13 protein-coding genes are annotated in these 20404 nt (G+C 43.5%); 4 read left to right on the top strand and 9 right to left on the bottom strand.

The window, feature by feature from the left end:
- The first annotated feature begins 1 nt into the window (after nt 1).
- The 3 genes from G5B43_RS13950 to G5B43_RS13940 are packed head-to-tail and all read left to right on the top strand — an operon-like array spanning nt 2 to nt 4924.
- A complete protein-coding gene (locus tag G5B43_RS13950; RefSeq protein WP_165295413.1) occupies nt 2-1465 on the top strand; it encodes a RagB/SusD family nutrient uptake outer membrane protein in 1464 nt (487 codons plus the stop codon).
- On the top strand, nt 1458-2936 hold the full coding sequence (locus G5B43_RS13945; protein WP_206367362.1) for a BNR-4 repeat-containing protein: 1479 nt from the start codon (nt 1458-1460) through the stop codon (nt 2934-2936). Before G5B43_RS13950 ends, G5B43_RS13945 begins: the two co-directional genes overlap by 8 nt.
- A gap of 2 nt (nt 2937-2938) precedes the next feature.
- Nucleotides 2939-4924: a hypothetical protein gene (locus tag G5B43_RS13940; protein WP_165295412.1), complete on the top strand. Its 1986-nt coding sequence runs from the start codon at nt 2939-2941 to the stop codon at nt 4922-4924.
- A 2-nt stretch (nt 4925-4926) separates the two neighbouring features.
- On the opposite strand, the gene G5B43_RS13935 is transcribed toward G5B43_RS13940, so the two are convergent.
- From G5B43_RS13935 to G5B43_RS13915, 5 genes are read right to left on the bottom strand one after another with little or no spacing between them, the layout of a single operon-like run.
- A complete protein-coding gene (locus G5B43_RS13935; protein ID WP_165295411.1) occupies nt 4927-6492 on the bottom strand; it encodes an SLC5 family protein in 1566 nt (521 codons plus the stop codon).
- Complete coding sequence (locus G5B43_RS13930) at nt 6473-7867, bottom strand: neutral/alkaline non-lysosomal ceramidase N-terminal domain-containing protein (RefSeq protein ID WP_165295410.1); 1395 nt, start codon at nt 7865-7867, stop codon at nt 6473-6475. Before G5B43_RS13930 ends, G5B43_RS13935 begins: the two co-directional genes overlap by 20 nt.
- Before the next feature lies 1 nt (nt 7868).
- The gene (locus G5B43_RS13925) at nt 7869-8636 is read right to left on the bottom strand and encodes an SDR family NAD(P)-dependent oxidoreductase (RefSeq protein ID WP_165295409.1); all 768 of its coding nucleotides are present in this window, start codon (nt 8634-8636) and stop codon (nt 7869-7871) included.
- A 9-nt stretch (nt 8637-8645) separates the two neighbouring features.
- On the bottom strand, nt 8646-9824 hold the full coding sequence (gene dgoD, locus G5B43_RS13920) for a galactonate dehydratase (RefSeq protein WP_165295408.1): 1179 nt from the start codon (nt 9822-9824) through the stop codon (nt 8646-8648).
- Between the two features lie 6 nt (nt 9825-9830).
- A complete protein-coding gene (locus G5B43_RS13915) occupies nt 9831-11159 on the bottom strand; it encodes an aspartate aminotransferase family protein (RefSeq protein ID WP_240904870.1) in 1329 nt (442 codons plus the stop codon).
- 153 nt (nt 11160-11312) lie between these two features.
- Between G5B43_RS13915 and G5B43_RS13910 the strand changes: the two genes are divergently transcribed.
- On the top strand, nt 11313-12113 hold the full coding sequence (locus tag G5B43_RS13910) for an SMP-30/gluconolactonase/LRE family protein (RefSeq protein WP_165295407.1): 801 nt from the start codon (nt 11313-11315) through the stop codon (nt 12111-12113).
- Between the two features lie 36 nt (nt 12114-12149).
- On the opposite strand, the gene G5B43_RS13905 is transcribed toward G5B43_RS13910, so the two are convergent.
- Genes G5B43_RS13905 through G5B43_RS13890 form a run of 4 tightly spaced genes read right to left on the bottom strand, consistent with a single transcriptional unit; the run spans nt 12150 to nt 20336 of the window.
- Complete coding sequence (locus G5B43_RS13905; RefSeq protein ID WP_148919352.1) at nt 12150-12788, bottom strand: GntR family transcriptional regulator; 639 nt, start codon at nt 12786-12788, stop codon at nt 12150-12152.
- A gap of 23 nt (nt 12789-12811) precedes the next feature.
- Nucleotides 12812-15535 (bottom strand): hypothetical protein, encoded by a 2724-nt coding sequence (locus G5B43_RS13900; RefSeq protein WP_165295406.1) that lies wholly within the window; start codon nt 15533-15535, stop codon nt 12812-12814.
- Between the two features lie 48 nt (nt 15536-15583).
- Nucleotides 15584-17206, bottom strand: coding sequence for a RagB/SusD family nutrient uptake outer membrane protein (locus G5B43_RS13895; protein WP_165295405.1), 1623 nt, complete (start codon nt 17204-17206; stop codon nt 15584-15586).
- Between the two features lie 10 nt (nt 17207-17216).
- Nucleotides 17217-20336 carry a SusC/RagA family TonB-linked outer membrane protein gene (locus G5B43_RS13890; protein ID WP_165295404.1) on the bottom strand — a complete coding sequence of 1040 codons (3120 nt, stop codon included), beginning with the start codon at nt 20334-20336 and terminating at the stop codon, nt 17217-17219.
- Nucleotides 20337-20404 lie beyond the last annotated feature (68 nt).

Here is a 20404-nt window from a genome sequence, read left to right as displayed (position 1 = left end):
CATGAAAAGTATCAAGAGTTTTTTTGTTGCAGGAGCGATGATAATATGCACACTGAGCGGCTGTAAAGATTTTTTAGATCTGGCTCCTATCTCGCAGATGAACGGCAACACCTTTTATAGAACTGGTGAAGACATGAAAAACGCACTTACCGCCGTATACGGAACACTACAGTATGGCGGAATGTACTATTCGTCCATGCATGTAATTGGGGATTTACGCTCTGATAACACGTGGATCCCCAATCCTAATGCCGGTGCAAATCTACAAGAAGTGGACGAATTCAAGAACAACGCCTTCAACACCATTAGCAGCAGCACCTGGAGTGCGCATTATCAAGGTATCCAATATGCGAATGTTGTCATCGAAAAAATTAGCACAGTCGAAATGGATGAAACGCTGAAAAAGCGCTATACAGGAGAGGCGAAATTTCTTCGGGCATTAATGTACTTCAACATGGTTCGTATTTTTGGCGATGTACCGCTTGTGTTAGAAGTCATCGAAAATCCTCAAGAGGGTTACAACTACAGACGAACACCTGCTGAAACGGTTTACGAACAGATCATTGCAGATCTACAGGATGCTGAGGAAACTTTGCCTTATGCGTATGAAAATGTAGACATTGGACGCGCCACAAAAGGAGCTGCCATGGCCCTGCTCGGGAAAGTGTACATCACCCAAAAACGCTGGAGCCTCGCGGCGCAGAAACTCAAAGAGGTAATTGATGAAACAGCGTTGAACAAATATCAATTGCTACCTGACTATGCCAGCATATTTGATGTAAATAATAAGAATAACCCGGAATCGATATTTGAGGTGCAGTTCAAAAAAAGTGCTTCGGGAGAAGGAAGCCCCTTTACAAATCAATTTGCACCGATTGGCTCGGGTACCGCTGTTACCGTAATGGGAAATCCGCTTGGGCAAAACATACCTACTGACGATATGCGGAATGCCTATGAAGACGGAGATTCCCGTAAAGATGTTTCGATGCGAACAAGCTATGTACTGAATGGTAATACCGTGGAACATAACTACGTTGCTAAATATCTCGGCGAACCGGCCGCTTATCTGGATGGTGAAAACAATTGGATTGTACTCCGGTATGCAGATGTCCTTTTACTGTATGCCGAAGCACTTAATGAACAAAGCTATGTTCCAGATGGGGAAGCATTTAATTATCTCAACCAAATCAGAGGACGAGCCAATCTTTTAGCGAAAAGCAGTAACCATGCAGATCCCGCACTCCGAATTCCCGATCAGGCATCCTTTCGGTTGGCTATTGAACAAGAACGGCGGGTAGAGTTAGCGTTTGAAGGACATCGTTGGTTTGATTTGATTCGGACAGACCGCGCATATCCGGTATTGCAGTCGCTCGGTATGCAGTCCTACCACGCGCTGTTTCCGATTCCGAACAGTCAAATAGAAATTAATCCTGATTTGATGACACAAAATCCGCAATATGATTAAAAGATATCTGGGTATGCGCATTTTTGTAGTGCTTTTTTCACTGTTCTGGGGGTGTAAGATGTTAATGGCCCAAGATATAGAGACCTTAAATATTCGCGATGATGGTTATCGGGGTATATGGTACAGCAATCAACCTTCCGGAGATCAGTATGTATATAAATACAGCGGAGGTTTGGGAACATATCCGGCGAACCACTACCCATTCTCGGTGTACGTCGAAAAGGTAAACAAAACGTTCTTTTGTTACGGAGGGACGGATAAAGAGGGGAAAACCTTGCTGCACATGGTCTCTTATTATGACCATGAAACCGGCACGGTGCCCCGCCCTACGATTGTCTTGGATAAACAAACAGATAATGCCCACGACAACCCGGTTATCAACGTGGATGACCAAGGATATATATGGTTATTTTCTACATCAAACGGTACCAATAGGCCTTCGTTTATCCATCGAAGTATACGCCCGTATGATATTACAACGTTTGAGCTGGTGCAGGTCACCAAGATCGTCGATAGTGCACCCCTACCCCTCGATAATTTCTCTTATCTGCAAAGCTGGTATCAAAAGGGCAAAGGATTTTTGAATCTATTTACGCATTACGATGTAAACGTAGTGCCTAATCAACCGGATAAAATACGCCGTACTATTAGCTTTATGCGCAGTAAAGATGGGGTATCTTATGGTACATGGAATGATATCGCTTTCATTGAAGAAGGACATTATCAAACGAGTGGACAGGCAGACGACCGTATTATTGGTACCACATTCAACTACCATCCGTATAAAGTCGGTGAAAGTGGTTTAAATTACCGAACAAATTTGTACTATTTGGAGACCAGGGATTTTGGAGAAACTTGGCAAACGGCCGATGGTACTGTCGTTTCTTTACCTATTGATGCTGTCGACCATGTAGCGTTGGTGAAAGACTACGCTCAAAAGGGACTTAATGTGTACATAAATGATTTGACCTACGACCAGCAGGGTTATCCGGTTATTCTGTATGTCACGAGTAAAGGATATCGCTCTGGACCGATAAGCGGAAAGCGGAAATGGTACACCACACATTTTACAGGCAAGGATTGGGTCACCCAACCGGTAACCTCCTCTGACAACAACTACGATATGGGTTCGCTATATATCGATCAGAATGGGGTTTGGCACATTGTAGGTCCGACAGACAAGGGACCTCAACGCTATAATACCGGAGGAGAGATGGTGATGTGGACAAGTCACAATCAAGGCAAACGTTGGCGAAAAAAAGCACTGACAAAAAAAAGTGTATATAACCACTCCTATGCCAGACGTCCGGTAAATGTACATCCAGATTTTTATGCCTTTTGGGCTGATGGACATGGTCGGGAAAAATCGATATCCAGATTACATTTTGCGGATAAGGAAGGCAATGTATATCGTTTACCTTATGACATGATAGAAGATGTTGCATTTCCCGAATTGATAAACCTTAGATAATTATGCAGTCGATCATCACAAATAGAAAGAAACAGTATTGTGCCATGGGCTATATCCTCTCTCTCTGGTTTATATCGCTCTCTTGTATGGTGTTACCCGTAATAGCTCAAAAAGGAAAATTTGAGCGTATTGGTCCACAATTGACTGCCACGATGATCCAAGGGAGCATGTTTGTTACCGACAGTGCGGGGAACGACTGGCTGTATACCGTTGTTCGGGGAGAACCTGCTCACCTGCTTGGATATGACCTAGAAAGCAAAGCACTCCGAATCAACTTACCATTGCCCCATGCCGATGGAGCTTGGGATATGGTAAGCACAGACAATGGTTTGTTGTACATCCCAGGGGCAAATGGGGCGCTTTTCAAACATCAGATCGGTAGCCAGCGTGTGGAAGACTTAGGTGAGGTGCTCCCTGGCCAAACGTATGTGTGGAATCTCGCCGCGGGAAAGGATAATGAAGTATTCGGGGCGACCTATCCCGGATGCCGGGTTTTCCGTTACCACCCCGATATGGGCTTTTCCGATGTCGGAGGGGGTGAACTTGTATCTGGAGAAAATTATGTCCGAAGTTTAGTTTACCATAGAGGCTCCGATAAGTTGTATGCCGGTGTCGGTTCTCGTGCCCACCTCTTGGAACTGGATCCCCGCACAAGCAAAACCCGGAGCTTATTGCCCCCAGATTATCAGGATAAAGAGTTTGTTTATAGCCTACAACTTATCCCCGATATAGCGGGAGGAGATCGTTTGCTCGTGTTGCTGACATCCGGACGCGAGACGTTGCTATACAATCTCCGTACCCATACCGTAGAACAGGAGATTAAGGGGATGGATCTCAAAGCCGTGGCTACCGATATCAATAAACACGTGTATTATACGAGTTACGGCGAGCTTCGCTCCTTTGATCCAACTCAACCAATCGAGAAAGCACAGCAATTGCTTAAGAAAGTTGGAAGTGCCAATGCCTTTTGGATAAAGGACGAAGTGCTTTATATGCTGAATGCTGACGGAGAGTTATGGAGTTATAATATGTTAAACAAAAAAGCAACAAAGGATAAGCTTTCAATTCCGAGGCAACCGATACCTATCCAATCGATACATTCCGGTCCTGATGGTAAAATATGGACGGGAGGTTATTTAGCAGGAGGACATGCTGCATACGACCCTAACACGGGTATCACGACAGAATACAGAGGATTAGAACAGACAGAAGGTATGGCGACCATGGGAAACCATATTTTCTTCGGCATTTATCCAAAAGGCCGTATTTACCGTTTCGATACGGAAAATCCCTGGCATCCTGAATCAGGTAATCCAGTAGCGTTAGGCAGTGCCGAAGGACAAAGCCGTCCCTTTGCCATCGCTGAAGCCAAAGATCACCAAAAGATGTTTTTTGGCATGATACCCGAATACGGAAAACTTGGCGGAGCGCTACTGGAATTTGATGCCACACGGGACACTTTGTTTTCACATGGCATCCCTATAGCCGACCAGGCAATTAGTAGTTTGGTTTATTTGCAAGGTAAATTGTGGATAGGAACGACGATTTCGGGCGGATTGGGTGTGAAACCGAATACGAAAGAAGGAATTATTTTCTGTTGGGATATTGATCGCGCGGAGGTAGTATATGAATTTTTTCCGGTATCAGGAGCACCTGCCGTTACCGGACTGATAGAAGGACCGGACGGTCATCTGTGGGGCGTTGCCGGGGGTAAATTATTTATCTTCGATCAACAAAAAAAACAGCTTATCGATACGCACTATCTATACGAACCAGCACCTATGGGAACGCATATATGGCGTAGTGCCTTTATGGTCGTCCATCCATCCGGAGATGTGTATGGCACAGTAAATAATCAATTATTTAAGGTAGATGCTCAAACGAAGGATATTACCTATTTACACGAAGGAGCCGGGCTTTTGGTCATGGATCGTCACGGACATTTGTATTTTCGGAAACATACAGACTTATGGAGATATACACCATAAGTCTAAAAATATCGAACATAAAAATACAGTACCAATAACGTGATGATTAACCACCAAAGTGTCGGATTACGCAGTCCGCGGTTCTGTATTTTTTCGGCTTCGGAAAGCTGAAAGCTCCCTTTCGTTAGCACCAAGTTATGTAAGCGTGCTCCTGAAACGGCCGGGGTAAATAAACTAACGACAACGCATGTCATCATGCATGCCCAAAATACAATACCCGTTCTATTAAAAAAAGGCATATCGGGGAATGCAAATTCCATTATCAATGACAAAGGTATCGTCAACAACCCAGCAGCTAATGCTCCCTGGGAGGTTGTGCGTTTCCAGAATACCCCCATGAGAAACATCGTCGCGATACCAGGTGTAAAGAGCCCATAGAGATTCATGAGATACAGGAATACCGGTTTGTCTGAATAGCCGATCAGAACAACGGCACTTAGGATACCCAATATAATAATGGCAACACCTGAGCGCTTGCCAAATCGAATAGCTTCTTCATCCGTTGCATTCTTGTTTATATATTGGCTATAGACATCGACCGTCAATATCGTTGTACAAGAATTGATAGCCCCTGAAATATGCGACATGATTGCCGAGATCAATCCCGCCATCACCAGTCCTATCAATCCCTTTGGTAGCAATGTTTCCACCAAGGTAGCGAAAAGCAAGTCCGGCTGATCTAATGGCGGTAAAAATTTAGGTGCGACCAAAGCGGGGATGGTAATAATCAACGGCACGAAAAATTTGAGATAATTACCGAAAATAACGCCCATTTTCCCGTGCCATTCATTTTTTGCAGCTAACACGCGCTGTACAATAAATTGGTTCGTTGCGCAATAAAATATACTGATACACAACAAACCTCCCAAATACATCGTCCACGGAAAATCCGGATCGGAAGCGGGATAGAACATCTTCCAATCTTGCGTAGAATCGACGACCGCCTGAAATCCTCCAGCAGCATTTATCGTGGCAAATGTGAGCACAATCCCACCAAGCACCAATATCGCGAGCTGTACCATCTCTGTCCAGATCACGGCCCGCAAGCCTCCCAATACTGTATATAACCCCGTTAAAATGGCCATTCCGAAGATACTATGCAAAATAGGAATACCAAAAAGGGCATGTAGTGAAAGCCCACCTAAATAAAGTACCGCTCCGATCTCTACAAATACATATGTAAATAAAATTAAAATTGCATATAAAACACGTGTTGCATTCCCATATCGCTTTTCGAGGTATTCCGGGACCGTATAAAATCCATTTCGAATATAAAAAGGCAAAAATATCCACAGTAAGGCGTTAAAACCGATCAATATCGCGCCCCATTCCAACGTGATGGCAACAAATCCACGGCTATAAGCGGCCCCCATCGCACCCACCAAATGGTGACTACTGATATTTGCTGCGATAATACTGCCCCCGATCATCCACCAGGAGAGCTTGTCCCCTGCTAAAAAATAATCCCGTTTCGAAGAGGAGGCACGTTTTGAAGCATACAACCCCAACAAAACGATACCGACAATATATACAACAAATATGGTGATGTCAATCCAGTCTAATTTCATACGTTAGCAGTTTTAAGATTGCCTTTTCTGTTTCTTTTATCAATATTTCCAAACTACCTTGGTCGTAAGGACTCTGCCATACCGCGTAAATATCTTTTTCATACAACTCTTTCGGCGCGAGGTAACCTACATAACCATTTGCAATATTAATAAAGGCAATACAATGGTTCGGAAACGCTTTCCTTATTTGCATCTGGTAAACGGAGTAGGCTTCATTTGCCTGTGCCACTACAATGGCATTCCCCATTTTCCAGATCCAAACGGGTATCTCCGCCACCTGTTGATCGCCTATTGTTTTCCGGGTATTATATTTTCGCCAAAGCCTATCTTTTAATACCCTATCGTTACATTTCTGATATTCTTCCAGAATGGAGGCTGCACTATCCAACTTCTTATAGGGCACTTGCACATGTACTACTACCTTCTTATAGTCTACAGATGCCTGTTCGTATTTTAATTTCCAACAAGCTAAAGGTGCACCAGAAGTCAGTGCCTTATCATAAACCCAATTCTGTTCTCCATCTCCCATTTGTGCCAACGTCGCCAGCACCGCATATCCCAATTGCCTGCCATTAGCTTCCACGAGTTTAGGGTCTTTGACATATTGCTTTTTAGGTGCGAGATCGCCGGAAGCACCTTGTAAAAATAGACAAGACACATGGAGAGCCTGCTCAATTGTTACCCGTAACTCGCCCACAAAATCCGGTGATAACAGTTCATTTTCATGAGCAAAGCTTGTTGGATGGCAAGCATAATTACAGATTACCCCTCTCAAAATGTTGGATGTATCACGTAATTGCCCTACCAACAACGTATGGTCCGGTTTTTCGATGGGATTGAAACCAATCAAGTAGTCGCCTCCAACCTGCAGATCACGATTACACGCTAAATCACAAACACCATATCCCCAAGTCAGTCGGCCATCAAATATCGCTGACTTCGCTTCCTCTATGCAGGCAATCGCTTGGTCTTTTAAAAAGTCGAGATAAGGTGCGATAAAAGCTCCTCCTGGCTGGTCCTCGTCCGTAGAACAAATACTTGGTCCGGCATGCGTGTGCGAAAGTGCCAATATCAAATCCGTCTCTTCCAAGTTAAAACGCGCCAGTAGTGCCTGTCGGATTCTCTTTTCATCATTTGCATTTTTCCACCAGCCGAGGTCTGCCGTCAAAAAAACAGCTGCCTGCCCGTCCGCCGACTCGGTATACAGACATTGCATCAAAAGCTCTTGGTGTATTCCGGTGGCTTGATCAAATTTTGCTGCACCCCAATTGCGAGCGTAAATGCCAAGAGGAGGCGTTATATTCCGCGTTCCCAATCCAAATCTTGCTCCTAGGCCAGCGTAAACATCCCGTAAACTGTCTTTCTTTGCTATCATGTTAGGGTCTGATTAAGGATAGTCCACCATCCAATACGATGGATGCTCCTGTCAAATGTTTACAATATGACGAACACATCCATAACACTTGGTGCGCAATTTCATCGGCTTCCAATATCGTACGCAAGGGAACGGTAGCCATTGCTTTTTCCTGTAAATCAGGATTTTCAGCCCAAACGACTTTACTTAGCCCTGCATTTACATAACCCGGTGCAATTTCATTCACCCGGATACCATATGGCGCATATTCCAGTGCCATGGATTGGCACAGCATGCGAATAGCTGCTTTTGAAACACTATATGCAGGAAGATTTTTATGAACCGCGTGAGCCGCCCAACTTCCCAAAAACACAATATTGCCCGATATGTTATCTTCCACAAAGTATTTAGCACAAGTATTTGCCATAAAAAAAGAACCGTTGAGGTTCACGTCCATTTCCGCTATCCATTCTTCGTGTCCCAACGCTAGGTAGTCTTTAAGCGTGACACGTGCAGCATTCGGAATACAGATCGATATAGCTCCGTAATTTTCCCGGCAATTTGTTAACCATGCATCTACCTGATTGGGATTCGTCACATCGACTTGATCATAATGCAGGTTGACCGTCGAAGATCCCAGCAAAGCCCATTTCTCACAGGCCGTCGAGAGATCGAATTGATCACCAACACAAACTATTGCTCCGCTATCCAAAAACGCAAGCGCTAGCGCTTGTCCGATATCACCTAAACCTCCACTGATTACGATTACTTTATTCTTATATCCCTGCATATCTTACGTTTACCAATCGCCTACACTTCCATCCTTATAAAATGTACGTTGTAAAATCTCTTGTTGGAAAGGATGTTTTTTCACTTCTTCCTCATTGATCTCGATACCTAGCCCCGGTTTCTTGTTAGGTAATACAATCCGGCCTTTTTCCTGCACGGTAAACCCTTCGGAAACCACATCTTGACGCCACTCTACATCCTTATGTACACTTTCACATATAATATAAGAAGGCGTAGCAAAGCCCAACTCTATCGACGCTGCCGTACTAACAGGCCCTTGCGGATTATGTGGTGCCATAGAAACACGATATGCTTCAGCCAACGCACTAATCTTACGGGCTTCAGAAAGTCCGCCACAATGCGTGATATCCGGTTGAATGACACTGACGGCACGTCTTTCCAACATGTCTCGAAACGCGTGGACACCTATTAACCGTTCGCCCGAGGCAATGGGCGTGCTTACCGCTCGCTGTATGAGTGCAATATCCTCCATCGTTTCCGGCCAGCATGGTTCCTCAAAGAAATACAAACCATAAGGCTCTAATGCTTTAGCAAACTGTAGTCCCATGCGTGGGCTCGGGCGGGCGTGGCAATCCACCATAATATCAATATCATCGCCCACTGCGTCTCGCATGGCCCGAACACAAGCTTCGGCGTATTTAATCGGGCGGAGCCCTTCTAGCGGCATAGTTTCAGGTACTGCCATCGATTTAAAGGCTGTAAACCCTTCGTCTACGGCTTGAAGTGCTAAATCACCAAATCGCTTCGCATCGTCCGGTGCAGTTTCGTAGAAATCTTCCATACGTCCTCCGCCCAAATGACAATAGAGCCTTATATAATCACGTACGCGTCCACCCCAAAGTTCATGGCAAGGTACGTTGTGAATCTTACCGAGGATGTCCCAAAGGGCAATATCGATTCCGCTGATGGCAGTTCCTCGAACAACCCCATTGCCATGCCAAAAATGCTGCCGGTACATCATTTGCCATAAATGCTCAATGCGTCGTGGGTCTTCGCCGATTAATAGTTGTGATAGATCTTTGATTGCACCGACCACACTTTGAGTATGCCACTCTAATGTAGCTTCTCCCCACCCCCATAATCCGGGTTGGTCTGTCATGACCTTGACAAAAATCCAATTTCGCATGCGGGCATGGCATACTAGCGTCTCAATTGCTGTAATTTTCATCGTTCGCTATAAATTTTTAATTACGCGTTCAGTCGCTTCCAATGTTCTGTTAATATCATCTGCTGTATGGGCAAAGGATATGCTCCCTTGTTTAATTGCCGCAGGGAAATTAAAAACTCCCTCTTGAATCAATTTTTTACGGTATTGTAAATCCAATTCGAAGTTGTGGTTGTCCAAAATATCGTGAAAATTGACAGGCGCGTGGTCCATAAAGTATATACAAAAAGCAGAGCCTTGACGGGCAACATAAAACGGTACGCCCAATTTAGGAAATATTTCGTTATAACCGGCTTCCAATAGTTCTCCCAGTCGTTCCACATGTGCATACACCTGATGTTCCGCACTACCGAGTTTCTGTAGTGTAGCTATCGCCGCAGCGGTGGTCAAGGGAAAAGCATTAAAAGTACCGGCGATCATCACCCGTTTTTCTTTATCCGGATGGACAAAATAATCCATATATTCTTTTTTGCCGGCAATCACACCTAAGGGATAGCCATTGGCTACCGCCTTTCCGAATGTCGAGAGATCCGGTTCTACGCCACATAGCGACTGATATCCTCCAAGTGCATGTCTGAATCCGGTTTTCACTTCGTCAAAAATCAATAAAAACCCAAGGTCGTCTGCCATTTTCCGAAGTCCTTCCAAATAGCCGGACAGCGGTTTTACAATACCGACGTTTTGGAGAATAGGTTCCAGAAGTACACAAGCAACCTCATGTTTTGTAACCACATTCCGAATACCCTCCAGGTCGTTAAAATTAACAACATGAACTAAATCGCTGTGATTTTTAGGTATGCCGGCACTCAATGAATCGAAAGGATACTCCTCTCCTATACGCATAGGACCAACGTTCTCTTTTTGGCTGATAACATTACAAGCGACATCGTTGTGCCATCCATTATAACCACCTTGCATAACGATAACGTGGTCTTTACCTGTTACTGCCCGGGCAATTCGTATAGCATGATAGGTCGCTTCGGAACCCGTCGTCGTAATTTGTATACTCGCTGCATTTGGCACCGAGGAACAAAAAAGCTCTGCAAACTCTCCTTCTAATAACGTAGGGCCAGCTCCCATTAACACTTGTTGTTCTTGCAGTGTTTTTAACACCGCCGCGTTAATGTCCGGATCATTATGTCCTAAAAAAGAAGCTGCAAAACCCGCTTGGTAGTCGATGTAACTATTACCATCAATATCTGTTACCTTACTCCCTGACCCTTTTACAAAACAAATGTTTGGATCAGATTTCCGGTTTAAAGAAACTACCCCTCCCGGTATCCATTTTGAATTTTCCCGCAGGATGGCGGAAGATTTTTCATTTTCTAGCATGCTCATTTACCCTTTACTATTATTATTTTTTTACAATTGGACATTATGATGTCAATAAACATTTTTAAGTTAGTGAAAACATAACGTCAATCTTATTTTAAATGTATACTAATTTACAATGTTTTTGTATACATTTAAAATAAATTTTAAAATAATTCTATGCAGATATTAATTGAAGGTTTGAATTTCCCTGAAGGACCCGCATTTGATACAGATGGCGGAGTATGGTTAGTCGAAAAAAATGCAGGGAACTTGGTATATTACCGCGATCCTCATTACGCACGTATTTTTGTTGGCGGCTACCCCAACGGTATTGCCATCGATCCGAAGGGGAAAGTATGGTTTTGCGATGCAAAGCAAAACAGCATTCGTCAATATGACCCACTAAGCAAGGGTTGTATAACGCTGGCACATAAAATAGCAGACATCCCTCTCAAAATGCCGAACGACCTTTGCTTTGATCCAAACGGGAACCTTCTTTTCACTTGTCCAGGAAGTGATCTTACAGACGGAGAAGGATATATCTGCTGTCTATCCAAAGAAGGCGCTTTAAAAAAAGTGTATACCGGAATGTTCTATTGTAATGGATTGGCTTTTGGAAGAGATAATGAACATTTCTTCGTTGCAGAGACGGGTACGAAGTGGATTTGGAAAATGACATGGGACATCTGCACACATACAATTAGTCGGTCCGAAAAATTCGCTTATGTAGGTGGCTCGGTGGGACCGGACGGCATAGCGGTAGACAGGGATGGATTGTTGTATGTCGCCCTATATGGCTCAGCAAAAATAATCGTATTGCGTCCCAGTGGAGAAATTGTTAACGAAATTGATATAGAAGGCAATAACCCCACCAATTGCGCTTTGGATCCGCTAGGAAAACAAGGCCTTCTCATTACCGAGGCGGAAAAAGGCACATTGCTGCAATGGGGAAGCACAAAAAAAGGCTTGTTATGGTAACAACAAGCCTTTTTTGTTCACTTTTCACTCCACAGATTACATCCATTCCAACGCCGCCTGCTCACCTCTATCCAAATGATGGACTAGCGTATTATAAGCTTTTTCCCAATCATCCGCTTTGAGAGCTTCCACCAATGCCCTGTGCTCTGTATCTGTATCTTTATAGTCTTCCATCTGCCCCATAATGGCCCCCAACTTCATGTGGAACAAAGGGATGTTACTGTTTTTATAAATATTGATCAATCTGGAATTATCTGTGCCTTCCATGATTTTTTCATGAAACTTCACATCGGCTTCACAAGCTCCGCCATAATACCCTTTATTGACCATGTCCGTAAAATCATTACAAATTAATTCTAATTCCTTCACCAACTGCTTACTCTTCTTTTTGAATAAGAGTTTTAAAGCCCCTACTTCGAGCAGTTCCCGCAATTCCCGGATTTCCTTTACGTCATCGGCAGTCATATCTTTTACAAAGCATCCGCCTTTTTCTCCAAACTCCACTAAGCTTTCTCCCGCCAACCGCATAAATGCCTCGCGAACAGCTACCCTACTTACCGCTAATTTTTCTGCCCAGGCACTTTCTACTAAACGGGCCCCTCCGGCTAATTGACTTGACAAGATTTTTTTACGTACTTCCGTATATACCTTGTTGGCAAGCGAATCTTCCCTCATATTGTATACAATTATTCAAAAAATTAATACGCCCCTTCGCGGACCCCATACGCTCTACCTGGTTGTAGTTGAATAACCCCAGCAGTTGATTTCCAACTGGCCGTATGATTGTCCTTCATAATATTCAGGTTAAAGCTACTATTTTTTACTATATTTTTCGCATTCCAAAATCCATGTTTTAGTCCTACGAAAATAAGTTCATATTCCCGGCCTACCGGAACATCTATTTGAATTGTTTCATCTATATATCGATCTGGTTTTGCCATGACGACAATTCGATCAGTAAGCTTAAAAAGATAATAGTTTTCCGCTTCCACAAATTCTACGGGAAGCTTGGCACCCGATTCTTCCGTCATTTGAAATACAGTGGCATAACTGGACCGTATATTTTTTTCTTTCGGACGTACCATAATACGTGTTCCTCTTGCTTCCGGCCAAGGTGATTTTGCTTGATAAAGATCCCCAAATACATAAGCAGCAGAATCTCCGCTATGCACGATGGTCTCGCGATCTATTGCTTTTGGCTTTAACATATCAACATAGGTCGTACCGGATTTTCCTTGAAATTCACTTTTTAGCACAAATCCCTTCGGATGGATCGTTGGTTTCTCTAAGGTATTAATTTGCCAGTATGGTTCAAAATCAACACTATTGGCTTCCAATTCATCTAAGAGAATTATGGCTGCAGGAACATCTTTGCGATTGAGGTTCAAGAATAGAAAGCTCTTACTATACGCTCTTACCTTTGCTGAATAAGCGGCTGTTAGATCGACATTGAAAAAACTATAACTTGGACGGATTGGATCTGGACCGAATGCCGACGCACGTATTTCACCTGTGTGGTACCAAGAATCATTCAAGACCTCATCTACGGTCCGTGGAAACCGTTGGCTAAAACGCGTTCCGCCATCATTCGTTTTCGTACGGAACAACAACGGTTCATTGGGGTCACGCACCAACATCATGCTGTGCGCGACCGAACGTTTGTTGAAATTAAAGTCATAGGGAGATCCATAGGAAAGGTAAAGCCCTAAATCGCCCACTTGAATACCGTGGTGGTATATCTGTAATGCTCCCGCATCAGCATGTTGATGGTTCCCGAAATGATACCCCCCTCCTTTTATCTCCGCAATGACATCCCCACTTTCTTTTTCAGTACTCCAGCCAGTACGCACTACCATGGAACCCAATATCTTACCAAAATCTTTTGTTAAGGGAAGTGGACTCAGATCGTAGTCTGGCTGTAGATTCGGATCGTTCAACAGCAAAAATAACACCGGATTGTCCGGCAAACCTCCTTGTTTATAGAATTCACCTTTTATCATACGATCACCAGAAAAAGCGTAGCATAGCAGCATGGTTTGCGGATTTTTCCAATAAAACCCTTCTCCATCTGAATATTGGACATTGAACATATCACCATCTCTCAACATTTTACCGTCCGGCGTACGCATGTATAACCAATAGTCAGACATTTTCTTTATGTTGTCATCAAATACCGAATACCCCAACATACGATAATATAACCATACGGCATGCATCTCCCAACCAAATCTATAACCTCCGTAATCGATTCCTTGGTTATGTCTCGGCGATTGGTATTCGAATTTGCGCATAGGTACTAATTGCTCCAATATCGTATAGGAGACATATTTATAATGCTCCGGTTCCTCATCATATACCGCTAAACTCCAGGACAACATATCCCGACATATCTGCGCCTCATTTCCGTGCCCATTGATGATACTTTCTAATCCATAAAAAGGTGGCCAACCGATCTCCATATCCCGCACAAGACGCATTAAATTTTTTCTCAAAATGGATTTGGTTTCGGCGGCGATAAGCGGATAGCACCAGTCATAGACTAATGATCCGGTATAAATCGCCCTGCCCAACTCTCTCGTTATGTCACCATAACGCACGTTTCCAAACTCTAGAACCGACAGATATTTCGTTGCTAAATTGACAGCTTCTTTACCTATGGCTTCATCTTCCGTCATTAAATAATAAAATGCTTTCTTTTCGATCACCTGCTCCAGCTTTTCATCATAAAACATCTCCCGCTCCGAATCAACATGAAATGGATATGGCGTCAACGCCGTGGCTTTTACTTTTTCCCAAGCCTGTGTATGTTCTGCCGATTGTAATCTCCCGCGTACCATTGGCAGACTCTCTCTGTTCACCCACAACCTCGGTCTCTCTTTTCCAGGTAATACCTTAGGCACATATTCCTCTGCTTCTGGAGGCGCCTTAGGCGGAGTATATGGTCTTATGCAGATGGCATTCAAAATCAAGTTCTGCGGAAGCCAAATTTTTAATTTTTGATTTTTGTTTGTTATCTCAAATCTACCCAGCTCTTGTTTACTACCGCTATGACTGTCGTAGACAATACGTTTTGTAAGCCGTGCCGAACCTAATTGAAAATAAGCATAACGTGTTAATCTCCCCGTGCTATCTTCTTTTTCCAACCGCTCCATATCTTCAGGAAGGGCGTCTGTCTCCAATACATACCAACCGGCTTCGGGCACTATAATACCTACCTCTATATCCGATGGTCGATTGGGATAACCGTCATCCACCTGCGCACGAAGTGTTACACCATGTTGTTTACCTGTTTTTCTAACAACTGCCGTTTTTTTATTTACCTTTTCCTTATACAAGGGGATTACAGTGGCAGGTTCCTCCTGTCCATTAGACAACAGTACATACAACAGAAACGGGAATATTAAAACAAACCTACTAAACATTCTTATTACAGCAAGAATTCATAAAATTAAATAAAAGGGAGTAGCTTTCTACTCCCATCCTGGATTTTGTGTCAAACTTGGGTTCAGATCTCTTTCTGAAATCGGAATTGGCCATAAGTAATAATGATCCGGAAATCCCCTTTGTCGGATTTGCACCCCCGTGAATTCCGTCATCCACACACCGTCTACCACATCTTGAGCAATACCCCATCGTCGTATATCAGAATAGCGCTGACCTTCACCACATAACTCCACCATTCGCTCATGCCGTATTCTTTCCCGCATTTGCTCTTTGGACAAACCCGTAGGAAGATTCGGCATCCCTACACTGGGGCGGCTACGCACCGCATTTACCGCATCGTATACACTTTGATCGGGCGAGCCTAACGCTTCATTTTGTGCCTCTGCATACATGAGTACCACGTCTGCCAGACGAATAAGCGGAAAGTTTTGCGGCATATTATCTTGCAAAGTATAAACAGAGCCTGTTTCCACAAATTTCCGCCAGGCATAACTTCCGTTCGTCCAGATCGGCACATAAGCATTTGGAGCATTGCCATCTACCGGAAACCGGTAAAGATATTCCACTCCTCCTCGTCCCACAAAAGTCGACCAAGGCACCACGATCCCTTGATGCATACGGGGGTCACGGTTTTCAAACAATTTCCGCACAGCTGCTTCGTTATGCCAATCACTGGCATTATTGGGATTGAATGGATCTCCATTAGCATTTTGGAAATTCGCGAAATCAAATGGGCTCCCATCTATCATCTCATAGGAGTTGACCAATTTAGGTGTAGGACGTGTACGTTGCGAACCACTTGTTGGTCCCATAGCGTTTCCATAGTTACGATCTGTAGCAATACCATGCCCCTGCTCGGCAATATACTGCACATCAAAGATGACTTCGCTATTGTTGTTGCCCGCTACACGGAATAACGTGTGATAATCGGAAAGCAATGACCTATCACTATTTTCCATCAAGTATTTGAAGTCTGCTGCTGCCTTTTCATACTCCTTAGCCCATAAATGTGCTTTTCCGCGCATGGCCAATGCCGCCCATTTGGTTGCCCGACCTTTATTGGACTGATCATAACTCTCCGGCAATAGTTCATACGCCCGCGTCATATCCTTCACGATAAACTCGTACACCTCTCTATTCGTATTACGTGGCTCATAAGCTTCATCGACATTGATCGGATAATCATATAAAGGCACACCTCCAAAATAATCCCATAATTTAAAATAGAAATATCCGCGGAGAAACGTAGCTTCACCCAATACGCGATTTTTTGTAGTTTCGCTCATTTGGATAGATGGTACTTGCTGCAATACTGTATTTGCCCTATAAATCCCTTTATAGAAGATACCCCAAGAAGTAGAGTAAAATCCTGCATCAGCTGGAAATAAGCCTGTGGTCAAACCTGTAGCCCAAGATTGATAGGAGATATCGGTAAAATCATCCATCATGCCATAAATAACGATGCTATTTACAAATTCACGATTGGCGTGATAGATCGCATTTACCCCCATAACAGCATCTTCCTCTGATTTCCAGAAATCACCTTCAGATAGACCGACCAGGGAGTTTCTATCCAGAAAATCACTACAAGATCCCAGCATGCAAACAGCTATTGTTGCCAGTATAATATTGTGCATCTTTTTCATCATGATTCTTCTTTTAAAATGTAACATTTAAACCAATTACCCATTGTTTCATGAGCGGATAAGCCATTGCCGCGTTTTCTGGATTGTATCCCTCAAAATTTGTGAATGTGAAAAAGTTTTCCAGATTGGCATATAACCTTAGCCGATCCACCGAGAATTTGGATGTCGTTGTCCGAGGCAATGCGTAGCCGAATTGCAATGATTTAATTCTGAAAAAGGATGTGCTATGTAACCAATAATCGCTATTCACAGCATTTAAAGCTGAACCTGAGGTACGCAGGCGCGGGTATTCTGTAGATTTATTTTCCGCTGTCCACCGATTTAGAATTTCTTCATACTGCAAAAAGCCTTCATTGATATTAAATGTGTTAAATCCATCATTCCCCCAATACTGCCGTACACCGCCGATGCCCTGACCGACAACATTCAAGTCAAAACCTTTATAAGCAACACCGAGATTTAATCCATAGGTGACCTTGGGAAGTGCAGAATAATCTTTCACGACGCGATCTTCTTCATTGAAGTTCTTATCGCCATTTTTATCTTTATACAGCATATCTCCTGGTTGCGGACGACCTCCTACATACGCGCCGAACGTGTAACCGTCATCAATTAAAGCTTGAATTTCTGTTTCGTCCTGTAATATCCTATCAAATTCCAGCAAATAGAAACTATTGAAAGGATTTCCCTCCTGGGTAATGGTCGGACCACTGATAGATCGGTCGCCATTGAATTTTGTGACTTCGTTCGTATTGGTAGATAAATTTGCACTTACATTGTACGACAGATCCGCACCAACATTCCCTCTATAGCCGACTTGAAATTCCAGCCCCTTATTTTTCATTTCGGCAATGTTCTGCCATGGAGGCGCAAAATTTCCCAAAATCAATGGAATAGGGATTTTGGTTAGAATGTCAGAAGTTGTCTTATCAAAGTATTCCGCTGTCAATGTCAATCTATTTTGTAACATCGTCAAATCCAATCCGATATTAGCAATGGAGGTTGTTTCCCATTTGATTCTGCTGTTTGCCAGCTCCACCGGGCCCACGCCTTGTGGGAGTTGGCCACCAAACGGGTAAAGATAAGATCCGTAGACCACTTGCCAAGTATAATCCCCAATTCTATTATTTCCGAGCGAACCCCATGAACCTCTTATTTTCACATCGTCAAACACGGTCTTCAAGGGACTTGCAAAGGATTCTTCCAATATTCGCCAGCCTGCAGAGAACGATGGAAAAAATCCCCATCTATTTTCTGGCGAGAATCTGGATGAGCCATCATAACGGGCATTGGCTTCAAAAAGATATTTACCTTTGTAATCATAATTCACTCGTCCAAAATAAGATTGCAAAGCATCGTCTGTTCCTGATCCTCTGATATATTCCATATTGGCTGCGGCATCCATGATATAAATGGCGTCGTCTCCCAAAACATCATTCTTTCTGGCATTAAACAGGTCCATGCGATTATATTGCTGATCAAAACCCAACAACACGGAAAGGTTATGGCTATCATTAAACGATTCTGTATAGCGCAAAAGAGTATTCAACACAGTAGAGTAATCCCTACGACTACCATTGAACAGACCGTCAATAGCTGGCCTTAGTGGATATTGAAAATCGGTTTGTAAATTCCAAAGGGAGTATGGTCTTGAGTACTCCCAGTTTCGGTCATTCCCATAGTTAAAACCAAAACTACTCTCCCATTCCAAATTCTTCAGCAAATTAACAATACCGAAGAATTTCATCCCTAAACGCTGTCTTTCGTAATTTCCCCGTATATTATCCACATACGCCCGGGGGTTGTTACCTGGCGGCAAATCAGGGAACATTTCACCTCCGTAGCGCCCATCTTCATAACGAGGAATTACGCCCGGTGTTGTGTTACGTATATTGTTAAAAAAACTGGCTACATCAAGCGGATCTCTGTCAGACCAGGTACCAAACACATTCCCCCCTAAGGTCAGGAAATTTTTAACCTTAGCATCCGCGTTGATACGAAAATTATACCTTTTATAAGCAGAGTTATCGATGATCCCCTTATTATCCAGATATCCCAATGACATCGCAAAGTTTCCTCTTTGACCGCCTCCTCGCATGGAAACATTATGTTCTGTCAATAAGGAACTATTTAGCATTTCATCGTACCAATCGGTATTCGGATATAAGGGGTTACCGGCAGCCGATTCTTTTCGCCATTGATCGATTAAATCGACACTATATTTATCCCGCCCTTCGGATTCATTTACCAATTCCATGTGTGTCGCCATATCGGTGATAAATGCAATATCTTTTGCAGTATTCTGCTGCCCCATATACCCGTTATAAGTGACAGTAAAATTCCCCTCACTACCGCGTCTGGTTGTAACCAAAATAACCCCATTAGCCGCTCGTGATCCGTAAATGGCGGCCGAAGAAGCGTCCTTAAGAATCGAAACGCTTTCTACATCATTAGGGTTCACATCGTTTAGCGCTCCTGGCACACCATCGATAACCACTAAAGGCGAAGCATCATTCATTGTCCCCATTCCTCTCACCATTATATTAAAGCCTTCCGCACCAGGAGTAGCAGACGTTTGCGCGATATTTAACCCGGAACTCATACCGACCAAAGCGGACGATAAATTCATCGTTGGGCGACTATCAGTAGCTTCGTCGAATCGTACACTTGACACCGCACCTGTTAGATTTATTTTTTTCTGGCTTCCATATCCCACTACAACGACTTCGTCCAGTGCCGTCTCCGAAGATTGGAGCACAACCATCTGCACATCTTCGCCATTGAGCACCTGATTATTAAATCCAAGCAATCGAAATTGCAATCTGTCAGAAGCTGAACCGTTCAGTTCGAATCGACCTTCTTGATCTGTCACCGCAAAGGCATCTGTATTTAAATTGCGTACTTCCACACCAGAAAGAGATTGACCGCTGGCATCTGTTACCCGCCCAGTCAGTTGTTGCTGAAAATACATTGGATTTTCGGAAGAGGCATCGGCATGCAACGATAAGGATTTAGAAGCACCAAGTGTTGCTGATGGTGTATTTGCCAAAACACCTAATGACATAAAAGGAATACCTATCAAAAGAAAATTCCTGTTTACGACATCCCTGATTTTAAACTGCTTTAGTTTCATTGATCGTCAGGTTTAAATGAATAGTTAATTATTTAGTTTCATCTGGTATTAATTAAACGAACCTGCAA

The sequence above is a fragment of the Sphingobacterium sp. SGR-19 genome (genome assembly GCF_011043555.1).
GTDB lineage: Bacteria > Bacteroidota > Bacteroidia > Sphingobacteriales > Sphingobacteriaceae > Sphingobacterium.
This window is presented reverse-complemented; position numbering and strand designations above follow the sequence as displayed.